We start from the raw sequence: 19978 nt of genomic DNA, 5'->3' as shown, positions 1-19978 counted from the left end.
GCCGTGCCGCCGACCCCCGCCGTACCCCCGCCCGCCGTGCCGCCCCCCGCGGTGCCGCCTTCCGCCGTGCCTCCCGCCGCTCCCGAACCCCGACAGGGCGTCCGTGAACTGGCCGCACTGCTGCGCGCCGCCGGGCTCGACCCGAGCGCCGAGGAGCTCGCCGACGCCCTCTGGCTCGCCGGGCACATCCGCGGGCCGGGGCCGGCCGCACCGGTGCCGCCGGGGCCGGACCCCGAGGAGGACGCCGAGGATCCGGCCGGCAAGCCCGTCGAGCCCGAACGGGCGCGGCCGGACGCCGACGATCCGGTCAGGCTCTACGCACCCGGCGCGCGCCGCGCCGGCGGGGCCGAGGGGGACCGGCCCGAGGAGTCGCCCGAGGAGTACGGAGTGCCCGTACGGGTGCCCCGGGCCGCCGCGCTGCCGCGCATCCTGGACGTCCAGCGGGCCCTGCGCGCCCTCCAGCGGCACCGCCCGCCCGTCCCGCCCGCCCGGCTGGTGATCGACGAACCGGCCACGGCCGAGGCCAGCGCCCGGGCCCTCGGGCTGGTCATCCCGGTGCTCCGGCCGGAGAGCCGGCGCGAGGCGACCGTACGGCTGGTGATGGACGCCTCTCCCTCGATGGCCGTCTGGCAGGACATGTTCGACGAACTGCGTTCCGTGTGCGAGCGCTTGGGCGCCTTCCGGGACGTCCAGGTGCACTACCTGCACCGCCTGGCGGACGGCAGGGCGGTCCTCGGCCGCAGCCCCGTACCCGGCTCCGGGCTGCGCTCCGGCGACCAGTTGCGGGACCCCACCGGCCGGGCCCTGACCATGGTGGTCTCCGACTGCGCCGGGCCGCTGTGGCGCGAGGGCGCGGCGCAGCGGCTGCTGTACCGGTGGGCCGAGTGCACCCCGTGCATGGTCGTCCAGCCGCTGCCGCAGCGGCTGTGGGGCCGCAGCTGGCTGCCGACCGAACGGGGCACGCTCACCCGGCTGGAGGGCGGCGGGCAGCAGCTGCGGTTCCGCCCCGACCGGCCGCCGCTGCCCGGACGGCCCACCGGCGGGCTCACCGTGCCCGTGCTGCCGCCGAGCCCTACCGCCCTCGGGGCCTGGGCCCGGCTCGTCGCCGGACTCGGCACCGGACCGGTACCGGCCGAGGTCGGCCGGGTGCTGGCCGACCATCCGGCCGCGCCCGTACCGCCGCCGCGCGCCGTCCGGCCGCCGCGCGAGCTGGTGGCCAGGTTCCGGTCCTCGGCCGCGCCCCGGGCCGTACAGCTGGCGGTGTACCTGTCGGCGGCGCCGCTGACGCTGCCCGTGATGCGGCTGGTGCAGCGCACGATGCTGCCGGACTCGGAGCCCTCCGACCTGGCGGAGGTGCTGCTGAGCGGGCTGCTGCGACGCAGCGGCCCCGGGCCGGGGCACTGGTACGAGTTCGTCCCCGGGGTGCAGGACGTGCTGCTGGGGCCGCTCGGGCGGGACGAGGCCGCACTGGTGCTCAAGCACTGCTCGGAGTACGTGCTCGCGCACTTCGGGCGGGGCGTACGCAACTTCCCCGCGCTCGCGGTCTCGCAGCTCACCGGGGCGCCGCCGGCGGCGGTCGACCCCGGGCCGCAGGACGCCGAGCGGGCGCCCGAGGGGCGGCTCCCGCAGGCCTTCGCGCAGGTTTCGGCCAAAGTCGTACGGCGTTACGTGCCCGGCATGCCGGAGGAGGGCCCGGCCCGCCGCGAGCCTCCCGCCGTCCCCCCGCTCGGGCGGGCCGGAGCGGTGCGCGCAGCGCGGGCCCGGCTCGCGGACGCGGCCGCGGACGGCGGCGCGCGGGCCCTGCACGAGGCCGTGGCGGTCCTGCGGCGGGCGGTGACGGCCCCGGTGGCACCCGGCGACCCGCCGGAGGAGGCGGAGACCGAACTGGCGGGGGCGCTGCTGCGGCTGTGGGCGGCCCAGCGCGACCCGGAACTCCTCGCCGAGGCCGAACGGGCGGTGACCGGGCTGCGGACCGCGCCGGCGCGGGCGGTCCTCGGCCGGGTGCTGTACGAGCGGGCGCTGGCCCACGGCCCCGACGCGGAGCTGCTCGCCGAGGCGGACCGGGAGTTCGCGGCCGCGGGCGCCGCGGCCGACCCGGAGCTGCGGCGGGACTGCGCGGTGCGGCGGGCCGAGACACTGATCCGGCTGAGCGGGCTGCGCCCGGACGCGGGCGCGCTCCGCGAGGCCCGCGCGGCGCTGGAACCCCTGGCGGGACCCCCGGCGGCTCCCGGCCGGCCCCTCGACGGGCCCCTCGACGGGGACCCGGACGCGCACCCCGACGCGCACCCCGACGCCGAGCCCGAGCCGGACCCCGCACTGCAACGGGCCCTGGGCCGGGTGCTCCTGGCCCTGCTGCCCCGCACCCCGGACCCGGCCGAGCGCACGGCCCTGGCCGAACAGGCCGCCGCCCGGCTGGCCGTACCGGGCGCGGGCGCGGCCCGGGCCACGGCCGCGGAGGCCCGGGTGCGGGTGGACCTGGCGGGGGCGCTGCGCTACCTGCCGGCGCGGCTGGAGGAGGCGGCCGGCCAGCTCACCACGGCACTGGAGGAGGCCGGCGGGGACCCGGAGCTGCGGGTGGCCGCCCTGGTGTGCCTGGCCCGGGTACACCGGGAGCGGTACGCGCGCGACGCCGACCCGGCGGCGCTGGAGGACGCGGCCGAGGCGTACGGCCGGGCCCGGCGGCTGATCCCCCGCGACGGGGAGGCCTTCGGGGAGCTGCTGCCCGAGTGGGGCGAGGTGCTCCTGGAGCGGGCCCGGGCCGCCGACGGCCGGCGGTTCACCGGGGCCGCCGTACGCGTCCTGCGCGACAGCCGGGCGGCGGTCCCGCAGTCGGACCCGGGAGCCGCGCACCGGCTGATGCGGCTGGCCACCGGGCTGCGGCTGCGGCACGCGTACGAGGGCGACCCGGTGGACCTGCGGGAGGCGGAGTACCTGCTGGAACTGGCCGTCCGGCACAGCCGCAGCCCGCTGGAGCGGGCCCGGGCCTGGCGGGACCACGGCGACGTGCAGCAGGAGATCAACGGGCACACCCGGGCGGTGGAACGCCTCGACCGGGCGGCGGACTCCTACCGGCGGGCCTGGCGGGCCGCCCTGGAGGCCGACCGCGAAGGCCGCGAGCTCCGTGAGGTCCGTGAGGTCCGTGAGGTCCGTGAGGTCCGTGACGGCCGCACAGGCCATGCCGGGCCGGACGGGCACGCCGAGCCCGGGATCCGCGCGGACCTCGACCGCCGCGACGGTCACGAGGCCCCTGCCGGCATCGCGGGATCCGCGGGCTCCGCCGGCACCGCCGTCCGACTGGCCGCCCGCGTACAGGAGTCGCGCGGAGAGGTGCTGGAGCGCCTCGCCCGCCCCCGGGCCGCCCTGGACGCCTACCGCTCCGCGCTGGAGCTGTGGACGCGGCCCGATGCGGGCACCGAAGCCGAAGCCGAAGGCCGGACGGAGGCGCTCCGCGCCCGCGTGCGGGCCCTGGAAGCCGCACTCTGAACGCGGAGCGGCGAGCGGAGCGCGCTGTTTCCGCGGACCGGCCGGAGGGAAAGGGCAGTGGACCGTCCGGTCCGCGACGCGACAGGGGGAGCAGCGGCACATGGTGACGAAGCGGCAGGAAGTGGAGGCGGTGACCCCGGCATGCACCGGGCGCCTGCCGGATCTCTCCGGGCTGGACCTGGCCGCGCTGCGCGGGATCGACCATCCCGTGCTGGCCCAGGTGATCGAGGGCATGGTCGAGCGGGTGACGCATCCGGCCGAGATCCTCAACGCCTTCGACTCCGGAGTGGCCTGACCGGCGCGTGCCTGATCCGCCCCACCTTGAAAGCGAGTTGACCACTTTCCGCCGTTAGCCGGGTCCGTCCGAAGGGCAGGGATGGACCGTCCGCCGGGGGTCGCTCCCCGGAGGCGAGGGGGAGGGAGGTGGGGCGATGAGGCGAGCGGTCACGAGCGACTCCGTGCTGCCCGCGCCGCCCGCGCCCGGCGGCGCCGGCTCCGCCCCGCACCAGGACCCCGCCCGCCCCGCACCGGACCCCGCCCGCCCCGCACACGACCCCGCCGCAGGGCACCGGCTGCGCCACGCCCGGTACGCGCCCTGGCCCTACGCCCGGCTCGACGTGGCCGCCGCGCGGGCCGCCGGACACCGGCCGCACCCGATACGCCAGTTCGTCCTCAAGACGCGCAGCCGCTGCAACCTCGCCTGCACCTACTGCTACGTCTACGAGATGGCCGACCAGGGCTGGCGGGGCCAGCCACCCGCGATGACCCCCGCCACCGCCGCCCGCGCCGCCGAGCGGATCGCCGAGCACGCCGCCGCCCACGGACTGCCCCGCGTCGACCTGGTGCTGCACGGCGGCGAACCGCTGCTCACCGCCCCCGCCGCATTGGCCGGGCCGGTCGACGCCGTACGGGCCGCCGTGGCCCGGGCCGCCCCGCGCACCCGGGTCACCGCCACCGTCCAGACCAACGGCACCCTGCTCACCCGCGGCCGCCTCGCCGCGCTCGCCACCGCCGGGATCCGCGTCGGCGTCAGCCTCGACGGCGGCCTGCCCGCGCACAACGCCCGGCGCGTGGACCACGCCGGGCGGCCCGGCTTCGGCGCGGCCGCCCGGGGCCTGCGGCTGCTGGCCCGGCACCCGGACAGCTACGCCGGGGTGCTGTGCGTCGTCGACCTCGACCAGGACCCGGTGGAGACGTACGAGTCCCTGCTCGCCTTCGCCCCGCCCAGCATCGGGCTGCTGCTGCCGCTCGCCAACTGGAGCGCCCCGCCCCCCGGCCACCACCCGGGCCTGGCCCCGTACGCCGACTGGCTGCTCGCCGTCTTCGAGCGCTGGTGGCACGACGGGGTACGGCGCACCCGGATCCGGCTCTTCGAGGAGATCATCGCGCTGCTGCTCGGCCTGCCCGCCGCCACCGAGACCCTCGGGCTCGCGCCCGCCGCCACCGCCGTGATCGAGACCGACGGCTCCATCGAACAGGCCGATTCACTGAAATCCGCGTACGAGGGCGCCGCCGCGACCGGCATGAGCCTCGACACCCACAGCTTCGACCAGCTCCTCGACCACCCCGGCCTCGCCGCCCGCCAGCTCGGACGGGACGCGCTCGCCGCCGGCTGCCGCGCCTGCGAGCTGGTCGAGGTGTGCGGCGGCGGCCACTACCCGCACCGCTACCGCGCCGGCGAGGGCTTCCGGCAGCCGTCCGTGTACTGCGCCGACCTCCAGGTGCTCATCCGGCACATCGCCACCGCCGTCCACCGGGCCGCGCAGGCCCCCACGACGCCCGCCCGGCGCACGGCCCAGGCCGTGCCCCCGCGAGCCGCCCGTGCCGCCGCCGCCCACCCGCCGGCGGTCGCCTCATGACCACCGCGCTCACCGCCTTCACCGTCTCCTCCCGCACCCTGCGCGCCCTCGCCTCCACCGAACCCTCCCCGGAAGGCACCCGCCTGGTCCGCGACGTGCGCCGCTCCAAACGCCTCGTCCTGCTCCGCGCGGTCCTCGACGCCGCCCCCGGCGGCCCCTCCGGGGAGGCCGCCGACCACTGGGCCCTGCTGGAGGCGGCCGAGCGCCGCGACGCGGGCGCCGTGCGCGACGTACTGCACTACCCGGCCACCGGGGTCTGGGCCGAGGAGACCCTGCGCCGGCTGCACGCCTCCTACGGACCCCCGCCCGACCTCGGCCACCTCGGCGCCCTCGCCGTCGCCGCGGCCCTGCGCGCCGGGATCGCCTTCACCCACACCCTGCGGCCCCAGCAGGGCCGGCTCGTCCTGCCCACCCTCGGACTGCTGCGCCCGGAGCGCCCCGGCCCCCTCGCCCTCACCGAACGCTCCTGGGACCCCGACGACCCCGCCACCCTGCCCCTCCACGCCCTGCCCGGGGGCCGGACCGCCCTCGACGACCTCGACCCGTACCGGGCGCCCGGCCCCGCGCAGCCCGCACCCGTCCGCCCCGCCCGCCGGCTCACGCCGAAGGGGCACAAGCGCTGGGACACCCAGTGGTCCGGCGCGCTCACCCTGCTCCTGCGCTACGACACAGTCCGCGCCGAGGAGACCGCACAACTGCTGCGCTCCGTCGTACCGCTGTCCGGCGGCTCCCGCTCCAACGGCGCCACCCTGCCCGCGGCCGCCGGCTCCGTCCTGGCCCGCGCCCAGGCCCCGCCCGCCCTGGCCGCCACCCTCGTCCACGAGGTCCAGCACGGCAAACTCGCCGCCCTCGCCGACGTCCTGACCCTGCACAACGCCGACCGCACGGCCCGCCACTGGGCCCCCTGGCGCGGCGACCCCCGCCCGCTGGAGGGACTCCTGCACGGCGCCTACGCCCATCTGGCCCTGGCCGGGTACTGGCAGCGGGCCGCCCTCTACGGGGCCCGCGGCGCCTGGGCCCAGCACGCCCGGATCCGCGCCCAGGTGGCTGCCGTCCTGCCGGCCCTGCTGGCCCACGACCGACTGACCGCCGCCGGAAGGGAGTTCACCGAGGCGATGGCCGCCGCCGAACGGGCCATGGACGAGCTGCCGCCGCCAGGCGACCAGCACACCGCGGCCCGCCGGGCCGTCGACCGGGAGCGCCGAGCCTGGTGCGAGGCGCACCCCGAACTCGCCCCGTTCGCCCGCGGTTGAGGGGCCGCGCCCACCGGCACCCCTGCGGTACCTTTTCAGTCCCGTCCACTGCCCGGAGCCCAGGGAGACGGCGCATGACCACCGGTAGTCGGCAGGACCAGGGCAACACCGCGCACCCGTACCCGCACGCCCAGCCGCAGCGCTTCGTCATCAGCTTCGCCGGGTTCAACCGCCCCTGGGCCGTGTGGATCGGCCACCGCCTGGAGGAACACGGCCACCGCGTCGCCCTCCAGCGCTGGGACCCGCAGAACAGCCCCGGCATCGCCCAGGCCCTCGACGACCTCGCCCGCTCCGGCAGCCGGGTCCTCCTCGTCCTCAGCGAACGCTACTTCTCCGCCGGCACCCACGCCGACGAGGAGTGGAACACCGCCCTGCGCGCCGTCACCGACCGCCACCCCGACCGGTTCGCGGCCGTCTGCCTCACCGACGCCCCGCTGCCCAGCGCCGTCGCCGTACTGGAGAAGACCGACCTGTGGGGCCTGGACGCGTACGAGGCGGAGTACCGCGTGCTGCGCCGGCTGGAGCTGCCCACCGACCGGATCGGCACCGAGACCGGCCGCCGCGGACCCCGCTTCCCCAACGACCCGCCCGAGATCTGGGGCCGGGTCCCGCGCCGCAACCCGCGCTTCACCGGCCGCAACGACGTCATCGGCACCCTGCGCGAAGCGCTGACCGAGGCACCGGCCGGCGCCTCCACCGTGACCCTGCTCGGTCTCTCCGGCGTCGGCAAGACCCAGGTCGCCACCGAGTACGCCTACCGCTTCGCCTCCGAGTACGACGTGGTGTGGTGGGTCCCCGCCGAGGACCGGCCCACCCTGCGCGAACGCCTCGCCGACCTGGCCCCCGCCCTCGGCCTGCCCCGCGGCGCGGGCAGCTACGGCGAGCAGATCCGGGCCGTCCTCGAAGCGCTGCGGCGCGGATCCCCGTACGGCCGCTGGCTGATGGTCTTCGACGGCTGCGACAACCCCGACGACCTCATCGACCTGCTGCCCTCCGGCGCGGGCGACGTGATCATCACCTCCCGCAACCGCGAATGGGCCACCCGGCACACCAGCCTCGTCGAGGTCCCGCTCTACGCCCGCCCCGAGTCGATCACCTTCATCCGCCGCCGCGCCCTGCGCCTCACCGCCGACGAGGCCGACCAGCTCGCCGAGGCCCTGGAGGACTACCCGCTCGCCCTCGACCAGACCGCCGGCTGGCTCGCCGACTCCCCGCTCGCGGTCGGCGACTACCTCGCCCTGCTCCAGCGCCGGATGGACTCCCACGAAGCCGTCACCGTCTCCGACGACTACCCGCTGCCCTTCCCCACGGCCCTCGCCATACTCCTCAACAACGTCCGGGAGAACTTCCCCGACGCCCTCGCCCTGCTGCGGCTGTTCGTCTTCTTCGCCCCCGGACCGGTACCGCTGAGGCTGCTGCGCGAATTCCCCGCCGACGACGTCCCCGAACAGCTCGCCGGGCTGATCAACGACCAGATCCGGTGGAACGCCGCCCTCAACAAGCTCGTCCAGTTCTCCGTCGTCCGGCTGGAGTACTCCGACCTGCCCCTGGAGGAGGGCGGCGGTGGGCTGGAGACCGTACAACTGCACCGCATGGTCCACGGCATCGTCCGCGAGAACCTCTCCGAGGAGGAGGCCGAACCCCTCGCCCGCGCCGTACGGCAGGTCCTCGCCGCCGCCGACCCCGGCGGGCCCTCCGACTCCCGGCTGTGGCCCCGCTACGCCGAACTCGTCCCGCACCTGGCCACCTCCGGGGTACTCACCAGCGGCAACCCGCGCATCCAGAACTTCCTGCTGCGCTGCCTGCGCTACCTGATCCTCGCCGGGGAGTACCGCACCTGCCTGCGGCTCTCCGAGGAGACCGACCTGATCTGGCGGGCCGTGCTCGGCGAGGACCACCCCAAGGTCCGCGAGCTCAGCTACCAGTACGGCAACGCCCTGCGCAACCTCGGCCTGTTCCGGCGGGCCGAGACCCTCACCAGGGCCGTGTCCGGCCGGCTCACCGCGGAGCGCGGCGACCGGGACCTGGAAAGCCTGCGCGCCACCAGCGCGTACGGCGGCGTACTGCTGTGCATCGCGAAGTTCGAACCGGCCCGGGAGATCTTCGAGCACTGCCTGAGCACCTACCGGGAACTGCTCGGCGAGGACGACTCCGTCACCCTCGACGCCCAGAACAACCTCGCCGCCACCTACCGGCTGCTCGGCCGCTACCAGGACGCCTACGACCTCGACCTGGACACCCTGCGCCGCCGCGAGCGGGTCCTGAAGCCCCTGCACATCTCCACCCTCGCCTCCGGCATCGCCTGCGCCATGGGCCTGCGGCTGATGGGCCGCTACCGGGAGGCGCAGACCCGGCAGGAACAGGGGGTCAAGCTGAACACGCAGGTGCTGGGGCTGGGCCACCCGCAGACCCTGCGCGCCGAGCACAACCTCGGGATGTGCCTGCGCCGTTCCGGCGACATCCCCGGCGCGGGGCTGCGGCTGCGGACCGTGTGGGAGCGGGCGACGCGGGTCTTCGGGGTCGACTACCCCTGGACCCTGATGGTCGCCTCCGACTACGCCACCTACCTCCGGGAGTACGGGGACATCGGCGAGGCCCGACGGATCTCCGAGGACGTGGTCCGCGGCTACCAGACGCAGCTCGGCCTCGCCCACCCGTACAGCATCGGCACGGTCGGCAACCTCGGGCTGGTGCTCCGCGCCCAGGGCGAACGCGCGGAGGCCCTCTCCCTGGCGGAGCAGGCCCTCGTCGGCATGCGGGGCGCGCTCGGCGACCGCCACCCGTGGACCCTGGGCTGCGCCCTGAACGCCACCGGCCACCGCAACATCACCGGCCGGCTGGAGGACGCGCTGGACCTGAGCCGGGACACCCTGCGCACCGCGGAACAGGTGCTGGGCCCGGACCACCCGATGACGCTGAGCGCCCAGATCGCACTCGCGGCCGACCTCCGCTCCGTCCGCGAGGACACGGAGGCCGCGAAGCACGAGGACGCCGGCATCAAGGGCCTGACCCGCACCCTGGGCGCCCAGCACGTCCACACGATCTCCGCGAAGCAACGCGTCCGCCCGTACTGGGACTTCGAACCGCAGCCGTAGGCGGTACGGGACCACGCGCGCGGAGGGTAATTGCGTCGACAGCGCCCTCGGCACCCGGCAAAGTGGCCGCCCGTGACGAGCAGTGAACTGTGGACCCGTGCGACCGCCGACCGCTACGACGCCGAGGAGGCCGAAACGTCCTCGGCCGCCGTTCTCGGACCGACCCTCGCCTTCCTCGCCGAGCTCGCCGGAGACGGCCGGGCCCTGGAGTTCGCCATCGGGACCGGACGGGTGGGCGTCCCGCTCCGGGAGCGCGGCGTGCCGGTGGTGGGCATCGAACTGTCCGAGCACATGGCGGCGGTGCTGCGGCGCAAGACCGACGAGGACACGCTCCCGGTGTTCATCGGGGACATGGCCACCACCGTCGTTCCCGGCGGGTTCACCCTGGTCTATCTCGTCTACAACACCATCACGAACCTGCTCACGCAGGACGAGCAGGTCGAGTGCTTCCGCAACGCCGCACGTCATCTGGAGCCCGGCGGCCGATTCGTCATCGAACTGGGCGTGCCGCCGCTGCGGTTCCTGCCGTCCGGCCAGGTCGCGGTGCCGTTCGACGTCTCCGAGCGGCATCTCGGCTTCGACACCTTCGACCTCGTCGAGCAGATCCTCGTCTCGCACCACCTCACCCGCGACGGCGACGACGGCCGCTACCGCCGCGACGACTCCCGGCACCGCTACGCCTGGCCGGCGGAGCTCGATCTGATGGCACGGATCGCCGGGCTCGAGCCGGAACGCCGCGTCGCGGACTGGGACGGGGCGCCGTTCACCCAGGACTCCGCGAAGCACATCTCCGTGTGGCGCAAGCCGACCTGAGGTCGGCCACCGGGCCGTCGCCGGACGGCCGAGAGCCGACGGATCCGCCCCGGACGGCCGGAAGGCCCGGCCCCCGAGAGGGGAGCCGGGCCTTCCGTACTGCTGAGCTCAGCGCAGCCGTTACGCCTCGAAGACCTCGTTCAGCAGGAGCTGCTGCTCCGCCTGGTGGCGCTTCGCGGAGCCGACCGCCGGGGACGAGCCGTGCGGGCGGGAGATCCGGCGCAGGCGCTCGCCCGCCGGGACGTCCGCGCCGACCGCCAGGTCGAGGTGGTCGATCAGGTTGAGGGCGATGAAGGGCCACGCACCCTGGTTCGCCGGCTCCTCCTGGGCCCAGATGTACTTCGCCGCGTTCGGGAACTTGGCGATCTCGGCCTGGATCTCCGCACCGGCGAGCGGGTACAGCCGCTCGATGCGGATGATCGCGGTGTCGGTGACGCCGCGCTTCTCGCGCTCGGCCTCCAGGTCGTAGTAGACCTTGCCCGCGCAGAAGACGACCTTGCGGACCGCGTTCGCGTCCACCGTCGTGTCACCGATGACCGGACGGAACGAGCCGGTCGTGAACTCCTCCGCCTTCGACGCCGCCGCCTTCAGACGCAGCATCGACTTCGGGGTGAAGACGATGAGCGGCTTGTGGTGCGGGTTGTGGACCTGCCACCGCAGGAGGTGGAAGTAGTTCGACGGGAGGGTGGGCATGGCCACCGTCATGTTGTCCTGCGCGCACATCTGGAGGAAGCGCTCGGGACGCGCGGACGAGTGGTCCGGGCCCTGGCCCTCGTAGCCGTGCGGGAGGAGCAGGGTGACGCCGGAGGTCTGGCCCCACTTCTGCTCGGCCGAGGAGATGAACTCGTCGACGACGGTCTGCGCGCCGTTGACGAAGTCACCGAACTGGGCCTCCCAGAGGACCAGCGCGTCCGGGCGGGCCAGCGAGTAGCCGTACTCGAAGCCCATGGCCGCGTACTCGGAGAGCAGCGAGTCGTAGACGTTGTAGCGGGCCTGGTCGTCCGACAGGTAGAGCAGCGGGGTGTAGTCCTCGCCCGTCTCCCGGTCGATGAGGACCGCGTGGCGCTGGCCGAAGGTGCCGCGGCGGGAGTCCTGGCCGGACAGCCGGACCGGGGTGCCCTCCATCAGCAGCGAACCGAAGGCCAGGGTCTCGCCCATGCCCCAGTCGATGGTGCCCTCGTCGATCATCGCCGCGCGGCGCTGCAGCTGCGGCAGCAGACGCGGGTGGACGGTGACGCCCTCGGGGATGGTGACCTGGGACTCGGCGATCCGCTTGACGACGTCCTGCGAGATCGCCGTGTTCACGGCGACCGGGAACTCCTGCGCGGTCTGCGCGGGCGTCACCGGGGCGCCGGCGGCCGGAGCCGTGGAGGCCTCGCGGACCTCCGCGAACACCTTCTCCAGCTGGCCCTGGAAGTCCTGGAGCGCCTGCTCGGCCTCTTCCAGGGTGATGTCGCCGCGACCGATGAGGGACTCGGTGTACAGCTTGCGCACCGAGCGCTTCTTGTCGATCAGGTCGTACATCAGCGGCTGGGTGAAGGCCGGGTTGTCGGACTCGTTGTGGCCGCGACGGCGGTAGCAGATGAGGTCGATGACCACGTCCTTGTTGAACGCCTGGCGGAACTCGAAGGCCAGGCGGGCAACGCGGACGACGGCCTCGGGGTCGTCGCCGTTCACGTGGAAGATCGGCGCCTCGATCATGCGGGCCACGTCGGTGGCGTACATGGACGAACGCGAGGACTCCGGGGCGGCGGTGAAGCCGACCTGGTTGTTGATGACCACGTGCACGGTGCCGCCGGTGCGGTAGCCGCGCAGCTGCGACATGTTCAGCGTCTCGGCGACGACGCCCTGGCCCGCGAAGGCCGCGTCGCCGTGGAGCGCGAGCGGGAGGACCGTGAAGTCCGTGCCGCCCTTGTTGATGACGTCCTGCTTGGCGCGGGCGACACCCTCCAGGACCGGGTCGACCGCCTCCAGGTGCGAGGGGTTCGCGACGAGCGAGACCTTGATCTGCTCGCCGTCCAGGCCGGTGAAGGTGCCCTCGGCGCCCAGGTGGTACTTGACGTCGCCGGAGCCGTGCATGGACTTCGGGTCGAGGTTGCCCTCGAACTCGCGGAAGATCTGCGCGTACGACTTGCCGACGATGTTCGCCAGGACGTTCAGGCGGCCGCGGTGGGCCATGCCGATGACGACCTCTTCGAGGCGGGCCTCGGCGGCCGAGTCGATGACGGCGTCGAGCAGCGGGATGACGGACTCGCCGCCCTCCAGGGAGAAGCGCTTCTGGCCGACGTACTTCGTCTGCAGGAAGGTCTCGAAGGCCTCCGCCGCGTTCAGGCGGCGCAGGATGCGCAGCTGCTCCTCGCGCTCCGGCTTGGAGTGCGGGCGCTCGATGCGGTCCTGGATCCAGCGGCGCTGCTTCGGGTCCTGGATGTGCATGAACTCGACGCCGGTGGTGCGGCAGTACGAGTCGCGCAGCACGCCGAGGATGTCGCGGAGCTTCATCATCGACTTGCCGGAGAAGCCGCCGACGGCGAACTCGCGCTCCAGGTCCCACAGGGTGAGCCCGTGCTCGGTGATGTCGAGGTCGGGGTGCTTGCGCTGCTTGTACTCCAGCGGGTCGGTGTCGGCCATGACGTGGCCGCGGACCCGGTAGGAGTGGATCAGCTCGAAGACGCGGGCGGCCTTCGTGACGTCGTCGTCGTGCGAGGCGTCGATGTCCCGGTTCCAGCGGACGGGCTCGTACGGGATGCGCAGCGACTCGAAGACGGCGTCGTAGAAGCCGTCCTCGCCGAGCAGCAGGTTCGCGACGATGCGCAGGAACTCGCCGGAGGCCGCGCCCTGGATGACCCGGTGGTCGTAGGTCGAGGTCAGGGTCATGACCTTGGAGATGCCCAGCTTGTTCAGGGTGTCCTGCGAGGTGCCCTGGAACTCGGCGGGGTAGTCCATGGAGCCGACGCCCATGATGACCGACTGTCCGGGCATCAGGCGGGGCACGGAGTGGACGGTGCCCAGGCCGCCGGGGTTGGTGAGGGAGACCGTCACACCGGTGAAGTCGTCCATCGTCAGCTTGCCGACGCGGGCGCGGCGGACGATGTCCTCGTAGGCCTGCCAGAACTCGAAGAAGCTGAGGGTCTCGGCCTTCTTGATGCCGGCGACGACGAGCTGGCGGTCGCCGTTGGGCTTCACCAGGTCGATCGCGAGGCCGAAGTTGATGTGCTCCGGCTTGACCAGGGTCGGCTTGCCGTCCTTCTCCGCGAAGGAGTAGTTCATGGCCGGCATGGCCTTGATCGCCTGCACCATCGCGTAGCCGATCAGGTGCGTGAAGGAGATCTTCCCGCCCCGGGCGCGCTTGAGGTGGTTGTTGATGACGATGCGGTTGTCGAACAGCAGCTTCACCGGGACGGCGCGGACGGACGTGGCCGTCGGCACCTCGAGGGAGGCGTTCATGTTCTTGGCTACGGCAGCCGCCGGGCCGCGGAGCGTCACCAGCTCGGGGCCCGCGGGGGCCTCGGTGGCGGGCGCGGCCTTCTGGGGGGCTACGGCGGAGGGGGCGGGCGCGGCCGGTGCGGCGGCCGGGGCCTGGGAGGTGACAGTCACAGCAGGGGCACCAGAGGGGGTGGCAGGAGCAGGGGCAGGAGCTGACACAGGCGTGGGCGCGGGAGCCGGTGCGGCGGTCGCGGGCGCGGCGCTCGCCGCCCCCGTGGCGGCGTCGGCGACCTGCGGGGCCTGGGCGACGGCGGTGGCGGCCTGTGCGGAGGCGCCGTCCGTCGTCGTCGTGGGCTTCTCCGTGCCGGCGGACTTCACCGGAGCGGCGACGCCCCCCGGCTTGTAGTCGGCGAAGAAGTCCCACCAGGCCCGGTCGACCGAATTCGGGTCCTGGAGGTACTGCTGATAGATCTCGTCGACGAGCCACTCATTGGCACCGAAGCCTGAGGCAGGGTTCTTCCCGCCCTCTGCTGCTTCGGTCGTGGTGCTCGAGTTACTGGGGGACTGTGGCGACACGGCGGCAACCGCCCTCTTCCGCTTCACAAGGTATGGACAGCGGGAATAAAGGCTACGCCTCCTCGGCCGCTGCATGCAGGCCGGGCGGGACTTACGTCACGCAGGTCACATCGAACGGCGGGTTTCATGACGTGGAATGGCGGGAAACCAGCCTGGTTCGGGTAGGCGGCACCGAGGTTGCGGCCCCCTTGGCTTCGCACCCCTGACGGACCCCGGGTACGTGTGGCCGAGATCATGTCCTTCCCACTCGAACCCTACGTCAACACGGAGCCTGCGAGCTGCCTGGAAGCGTGACGAGGATGCGGCAGCCGCGTGACGATTCGGCCACTCCGATCCGCCCTCCGTGCAGCTCCACGGCCCAGCGGGCGATCGCCAGCCCCAATCCGGTGCCGCCGTCGCCCCCGCGGGCGCTGCCCCGGTTGAACCGCTCGAAGACCCGGTGGCGCTCCGCCTCCGGGATGCCGGGACCCTCGTCCCGTACCTCCAGCACCAGGGCGCCGGGTGCGTCGCCGCCCCGGGCGCGGACCGTGACCCGGCCGTGCGGAGGGCTGTGCTTGACCGCGTTGTCGATCAGATTCGCGACCACCTGGTGCAGGCGCTCGTTGTCCGCGTACGCCCACAGCTCGGGCGGGAAGACGTCCAGGTGCAGGTGCACGTCGTTGCGGGCGTGCCCGCCCGAACCGGAGAGCAGCCCGGGCCGGCCGGCTGCGGCCAGCCGCGACTCCTTCAGCACCCCCGAGAGGTACGGCCACACCTCGAAGCGGCGAGCGCGCAGCGGGACCACGCCGTTGTCCACCCGGGACAGGTCCAGCAGGGTCTCCACGAGACCGCCGAGGCGCTCGGTCTGCTTCAGCATCGTGCGCATGGTCTCGGGATCGGCGGCCGAGACCCCGTCCACCACGTTCTCCAGCACCGCCCGCAGCGCGGCGATCGGCGTGCGCAGCTCGTGCGAGACGTTGGCGACCAGCTCCTTGCGGTGCCGGTCCACGGCCTCCAGGTCGTCCGCCATCAGGTTGATGGTGGAGGCCAGGTCGCCCAGCTCGTCGCGGCGGCCGGCCCCGCGCACCCGCCGGGTGTAGTCGCCGTGGGATATCGCCCGGGCCACCGTCGTCATGTCGTCGAGCGGAGCCGTCAGACTGTGCGCCACGAACTGTGTGATCAGCATCGAGGCGATCACCGAGAAGACCGTGATGAAGCGCAGCTCCGTGTCGGTGCGCAGGGCCACCAGCAGCAGGCCGGTCGTGATGAAGACCGAGACCACCACGAGCGTGCCCAGCTTGGTCTTGATCGAGAACGGCGAGAAGGGCCGCAGGCCCCCGGTGGGCCGCTGCCGCTGCCTGGGCCGCTGCCTCTGTCCGCTCTGCGGGCCGCTCATGCCTGGGCCGGGGTCTCCAGGGCGTACCCGACGCCGTGGACCGTACGGATCCGCTCCGCGCCGATCTTGCGCCGCAGGGCCTTGATGTGGCTGTCGACCGTACGGGTCCCGGACGCGTCGGCCCAGTCCCACACCTCGGCCAGCAGCTGCTCCCGCGAGAGCACCGCCCGCGGGGTCCCGGCCAGGCACACCAGCAGGTCGAACTCGGTCGGCGTCAGGTGCACGTCCTCGGTGTGGACCCGGACCCGGCGCTGCGCGTGGTCGATCTCCAGATCGCCCAGGCGCAGGGTGGCCCCGCGCGGGGTGTGCGCGGCGATCGTGGCCCGCTCCACGCGCCGCAGCAGCACGTGGACCCGTGCGGCCAGCTCGCGCATCGAGAACGGCTTCGTCATGTAGTCGTCCGCGCCGACCCCGAGCCCCACCAGCAGGTCGGTCTCGTCGTCGCGCGCGGTGAGCATCAGCACCGGGACCGGCCGCTGCGCCTGGACCCGGCGGCAGACCTCCAGCCCGTCGAAGCCGGGCAGCATGACGTCCAGGACCAGCAGCTCCGGCAGCCAGCTCTCGGCCGCGGCCACGGCGGCAGGGCCGTCCGCCGCCGTCTGCACCTGGAAGCCCTCGGCGCGCAGGCGGGCCGCGATGGCCTCGGCGATGGTGTGGTCGTCCTCGACGACGAGCACACGCCGCTGGGCGCCGGGTGTCGCCGCGGCGCCGTTGTGTGTGGTGTGTGTCTGTTCCATGTCCGCCCCTGAAGATCCCGCGTGAATGGGGTGCAGCGTAGAGGAGGCACCGGCCTGCGGCTACGTGGGGTTCGGACATGGCATATGTGCTGGAGACGGTAAGCGGAATGATATGTACCGGGTGCCGGACCCCCCACGGGACCGGCACCCGGCGGGCGGGACCGGTCAGGTGCCCCGCCGTCCGCGGCCCTTCAGAGGGCCAGTCCGTGCCCGTGCGGGAAGACCGGGTCGTGGGTGTCGTTCGGCACATCGGGACGGGAGGCCGCGACCGCTTCCATCGAGCGCGGGAGCTCGAAGGGCAGGCGGCCCTCGGGCACCGCGCGGCCGAAGGCCACGTCCAGCAGGGCGGCGTCGCAGGCGCCGTAGTCGGCGATCAGGGCGGCCGCGCGTTCGGCGATCTCCGGGATGACGGCGGCCCGCTCCAGGTTGATGCAGACCAGGGTCGGGACCCGGTCCAGGAGGTCCAGGATCTCGGCCAGCTCCGGCTCCGGGAAGGCCAGCGAGCCCGAGTGGAAGAAGGACTCGAAGACGTTCTCCCGGGGCTCGTACGGGGTCCGCAGCCGCAGCACGGCCAGGTCCGCGTCGGCCGGCCCGGCGACCACCTCGCCGTATCCGGCGGCGACCTCCTCGTCCACGCCCCGCACGTACAGCCTCGGCCGCCCGCCCAGCGGCAGCAGCCCGTCCGGATTGGTCAGGACGGTCAGGGAGCGGCGCTGGGCCGCGGCGCCCAGGGCCGTGAAGTCGGCCCGGCCCACGGTCTCGGCCGCCGCGTCCGGGTCCACGTACGGGTTCTCGAACAGGCCGAGCGTGAACTTCTCGCGCAGCAGTCGGCGTACGGACGCGTCGATGCGGGACTCGGCGACGCGGCCCGAGCGGACCAGCTCCACGATGACCTCGGGGCACTGCTCGCCGCCGAACTGGTCGCAGCCGGCGTCCAGGGCGCGGGCCGCCCGCTCGGCCACGCTCAGGTGCTCCAGGCCCCAGGCGCGCGCCGGATGCACCTGCCCGAAGATCCTCGCGTCGTTGAGCAGCCCCCAGTCGGTGCAGACGATCCCGTCGAAGCCGAGCTCCTCCCGGAGCAGGCCGGTGACCACGCCCTTGCTGAAGCCGAAGCCGACCTCCTCCCAGTCCGTGCCCGTCGGCTGGCCGTAGTACGGCATCATCTGCGCGCACCCGGCGGCTATCGCGGCCTTGAAGGGCTCGAGGTGGTGCTCGCGCATGCCGCCCGGATAGACCTGCTCCTTGCCGTGCGCGAAGTGCGGGTCCTCGCCGTCCTTCTGGGGGCCGCCGCCGGGGAAGTGCTTGACCATGGCGGACACCGACCCGGGGCCGAGGGACGGGCCCTGGAGCCCGCGCACGTACGCCTGGACGAGCCGGCCGGTCAGGTCGGCGTCGGAGCCGAAGGTGCCGGTCTGGCGGGCCCAGCGCGGCTCGGTCGCCAGGTCGATCTGCGGGTGCAGGGCGACGCGGAAGCCGACGGCGAGGTACTCGCGGCGGACGGTGTCGGCGAACCGGTGGACGAGCTCGGGATCGCCGATCGCGGCGAGGCCCAGGGCCTCCGGCCAGGCGGAGAAGGCGCCGGCGTTGAAGGAGGCGCCGACGTTGTCGGTGAAGGCGTGGCGCGGGTCGGTCGAGAGGGTGACCGGAATGCCGAGGCGGGTGGCCGCGGCCATCTCCTGGACGGCGTTCTGCCACACGGCCATCTCGCGGGCCCCGTAGGTGCCGAGCAGGTTGAAGTGCGACAGGAAGCGGTCCTCGACCAGCTCGGGCGTGGTGAACGGGAGCATCGAGCCGTCGGTCTCGGTGACCGGGCTGCCGTCCGCGTTCATCATCAGCATCGAGTGGAAGAGCTGGCCGGCCTTCTCCTCCAGCGTCATCCGGGAGAGCAGATCGGCCACGCGCCGCTCGACGGGGAGGGAGGCGTCCTGGTACTCGGGGATTGCGTTCACGGCGGGGCTCCTGGACTGCGTGACCGGGCGGATCGGCGGCGTGGGCGTCACGGTAGGGGCGAAAACCTTGTACCCGCTAGGTTTTTGAAAAGTGACCTGGGTCACCCTCGGTGAAGGCGGACGCCGGGCGCCTTAGGGTGGTGCGCATGGCACGGGATACGGGGCGGGCTGCCGCGACGGGCGCCGGACGCGGGACCTACGCGGTGGGCGACGCCCGCCGGCAGAAGATCCTCGACACCGCCGTCGAACACTTCGCGCAGTGGGGCTTCCACGCCTCCTCGCTGGCCCGGATCTCGGCTGGCTGCGGGATCACCCAGGGCGGGCTGCTGCACCACTTCCGCGGCAAGGAGGACCTGCTGCTGTCGGTGCTCGCCCAGAGCGAGCGGCACGACGTGGAGCGGCGGTTCGGCGAACCCGCCGCATCGGTCGCCGCGTACTTCACCACCCTCGTGGACCTCGCCGCCGACAACGAGCGGCGGCCCGGGATCGTCCGGATGTTCAACACCCTGGTCGGCGAGGCCGCCGACCCCGGTCACCCCGCACACGAGTACTTCGAGCAGCGCTACGCCCGGGTCCTCGGCCACACCCTCGACGTGCTGGAGGCGGGCGTCGCGCGCGGCGAACTGCGCCCGGACGCCGACTGCGAGGCCGCCGGGCGGGAGATCCTCGCCGTCATGGACGGCCTGCAGATCCAGTGGGTGCTGACGCCCGGCAACGTGGACATGCCGGCCCGGCTGCGCGGCTTCCTGGACCGGCTGCTGCGGGAGCTCTCGGCCGCCCCGCCGGCGGCGCCGACGCCTCCTGGGACGGCCTAGCCCGCCGTGAAGGAGGGCAGCGCGTCCACCACCTTGTTCAGGGCCGGCGGCAGGGAGCCCTGGTCGCCCGCCACCTCGTATCCGCCGTGCACGAAGGCGTAGTGGTACCCGTCGTAGATCGTGGGGCCGCCCGTGGCGATCCTGGGCAGGTGGGCGAAGTCCGCCTCCTGGAGGGCGGTGCGCAGCGCGGCCAGTTCGGCCTGCGGCATCGTGCCGGTGCTCTCCGTCTTCGCCTTGGCGTCCAGCAGGGTCCAGGAGCCGTCGCCCTTGACGATGAGGGTGTGGGTCTGGCCGGCGAAACCGCCGCTGCGGGTGACGCGGACCAGGGTCTCGCCGGGGGCGGGGACGCGGCTCGGGGTGGGGCTTGCGGTGGGGCTCGCGCCGGAGCTCGCCGTGGGGCTCGCGCTGGGGCCCGTACCGGAGCCGGAAGGGCTCCCGGACGGGCTCGGTCCCGACGCCGTGGAGGTCTTCGGGGGCGCGTCGTCGCCGCCCGTGGAGGCGTCCGGTCCGCACCCCGCCAGCAGCGCCGCACTCAGCGCCAGGCCCGCCACCGCTCGTAACGCGCGCACACCCACCTCCGCAGTCACCCGGGTCCAACCC

12 protein-coding genes are annotated in these 19978 nt (G+C 74.0%); 7 read left to right on the top strand and 5 right to left on the bottom strand.

Annotated features, from left to right (window positions below; all coding sequences use genetic code 11):
* Nucleotides 1-3: 3 nt before the first annotated feature.
* From AB0D29_RS16180 to AB0D29_RS16155, 6 genes are all read left to right on the top strand, one after another.
* Nucleotides 4-3483, top strand: coding sequence for an SAV_2336 N-terminal domain-related protein (locus AB0D29_RS16180; protein WP_362854678.1), 3480 nt, complete (start codon nt 4-6; stop codon nt 3481-3483).
* 100 nt (nt 3484-3583) lie between these two features.
* Nucleotides 3584-3778, top strand: coding sequence for an FxSxx-COOH cyclophane-containing RiPP peptide (gene fxsA, locus AB0D29_RS16175; protein ID WP_362854677.1), 195 nt, complete (start codon nt 3584-3586; stop codon nt 3776-3778).
* Between the two features lie 136 nt (nt 3779-3914).
* Nucleotides 3915-5342: an FxsB family cyclophane-forming radical SAM/SPASM peptide maturase gene (locus tag AB0D29_RS16170; RefSeq protein WP_362854676.1), complete on the top strand. Its 1428-nt coding sequence runs from the start codon at nt 3915-3917 to the stop codon at nt 5340-5342.
* Nucleotides 5339-6595, top strand: a complete 1257-nt coding sequence (locus AB0D29_RS16165; RefSeq protein WP_362854674.1) for an HEXXH motif domain-containing protein — start codon at nt 5339-5341, stop codon at nt 6593-6595. Before AB0D29_RS16170 ends, AB0D29_RS16165 begins: the two co-directional genes overlap by 4 nt.
* A gap of 74 nt (nt 6596-6669) precedes the next feature.
* Nucleotides 6670-9690, top strand: coding sequence for an FxSxx-COOH system tetratricopeptide repeat protein (gene fxsT, locus AB0D29_RS16160; RefSeq protein ID WP_362854673.1), 3021 nt, complete (start codon nt 6670-6672; stop codon nt 9688-9690).
* Between the two features lie 72 nt (nt 9691-9762).
* Nucleotides 9763-10503, top strand: a complete 741-nt coding sequence (locus AB0D29_RS16155) for a class I SAM-dependent methyltransferase (protein WP_362854671.1) — start codon at nt 9763-9765, stop codon at nt 10501-10503.
* Nucleotides 10504-10623: 120 nt separating this feature from the next.
* Here the strand turns inward: AB0D29_RS16155 and AB0D29_RS16150 are convergent, their stop codons facing one another.
* From AB0D29_RS16150 to AB0D29_RS16135, 4 genes are all read right to left on the bottom strand, one after another.
* Nucleotides 10624-14502 carry a multifunctional oxoglutarate decarboxylase/oxoglutarate dehydrogenase thiamine pyrophosphate-binding subunit/dihydrolipoyllysine-residue succinyltransferase subunit gene (locus AB0D29_RS16150; protein WP_362854670.1) on the bottom strand — a complete coding sequence of 1293 codons (3879 nt, stop codon included), beginning with the start codon at nt 14500-14502 and terminating at the stop codon, nt 10624-10626.
* Between the two features lie 259 nt (nt 14503-14761).
* Nucleotides 14762-15877: a HAMP domain-containing sensor histidine kinase gene (locus AB0D29_RS16145; protein WP_362854669.1), complete on the bottom strand. Its 1116-nt coding sequence runs from the start codon at nt 15875-15877 to the stop codon at nt 14762-14764.
* Nucleotides 15874-16614 (bottom strand): response regulator transcription factor, encoded by a 741-nt coding sequence (locus AB0D29_RS16140; RefSeq protein ID WP_030709782.1) that lies wholly within the window; start codon nt 16612-16614, stop codon nt 15874-15876. The genes AB0D29_RS16145 and AB0D29_RS16140 overlap by 4 nt, the downstream gene beginning before the upstream one ends.
* 191 nt (nt 16615-16805) lie before the next feature.
* Nucleotides 16806-18563 carry a glycoside hydrolase family 3 N-terminal domain-containing protein gene (locus AB0D29_RS16135; RefSeq protein ID WP_362854667.1) on the bottom strand — a complete coding sequence of 586 codons (1758 nt, stop codon included), beginning with the start codon at nt 18561-18563 and terminating at the stop codon, nt 16806-16808.
* Nucleotides 18564-18709: 146 nt separating this feature from the next.
* Here AB0D29_RS16135 and AB0D29_RS16130 point away from each other — a divergent pair, with 146 nt between their 5' ends.
* Nucleotides 18710-19378, top strand: coding sequence for a TetR family transcriptional regulator (locus AB0D29_RS16130; RefSeq protein ID WP_362854666.1), 669 nt, complete (start codon nt 18710-18712; stop codon nt 19376-19378).
* Here AB0D29_RS16130 and AB0D29_RS16125 read toward each other — a convergent pair.
* Nucleotides 19375-19947, bottom strand: coding sequence for a hypothetical protein (locus tag AB0D29_RS16125; protein ID WP_362854665.1), 573 nt, complete (start codon nt 19945-19947; stop codon nt 19375-19377). The two genes, AB0D29_RS16130 and AB0D29_RS16125, sit on opposite strands and share 4 nt — an antisense overlap.
* Between the last annotated feature and the right edge of the window lie 31 nt (nt 19948-19978).

This window comes from Streptomyces sp. NPDC048424, from assembly GCF_040651555.1.
In the GTDB taxonomy this organism is placed as follows: domain Bacteria; phylum Actinomycetota; class Actinomycetes; order Streptomycetales; family Streptomycetaceae; genus Streptomyces.
This window is presented reverse-complemented; position numbering and strand designations above follow the sequence as displayed.

Coding starts and splice junctions, on each gene's coding strand:
- AB0D29_RS16140 (WP_030709782.1), bottom strand. CDS start 16,614: ATGGAACAGACACACACCACACACAACGGCGCCGCGGCGACACCCGGC.
- AB0D29_RS16170 (WP_362854676.1), top strand. CDS start 3,915: ATGAGGCGAGCGGTCACGAGCGACTCCGTGCTGCCCGCGCCGCCCGCG.
- AB0D29_RS16165 (WP_362854674.1), top strand. CDS start 5,339: ATGACCACCGCGCTCACCGCCTTCACCGTCTCCTCCCGCACCCTGCGC.
- fxsA (WP_362854677.1), top strand. CDS start 3,584: ATGGTGACGAAGCGGCAGGAAGTGGAGGCGGTGACCCCGGCATGCACC.
- AB0D29_RS16145 (WP_362854669.1), bottom strand. CDS start 15,877: ATGAGCGGCCCGCAGAGCGGACAGAGGCAGCGGCCCAGGCAGCGGCAG.
- AB0D29_RS16130 (WP_362854666.1), top strand. CDS start 18,710: ATGGCACGGGATACGGGGCGGGCTGCCGCGACGGGCGCCGGACGCGGG.
- fxsT (WP_362854673.1), top strand. CDS start 6,670: ATGACCACCGGTAGTCGGCAGGACCAGGGCAACACCGCGCACCCGTAC.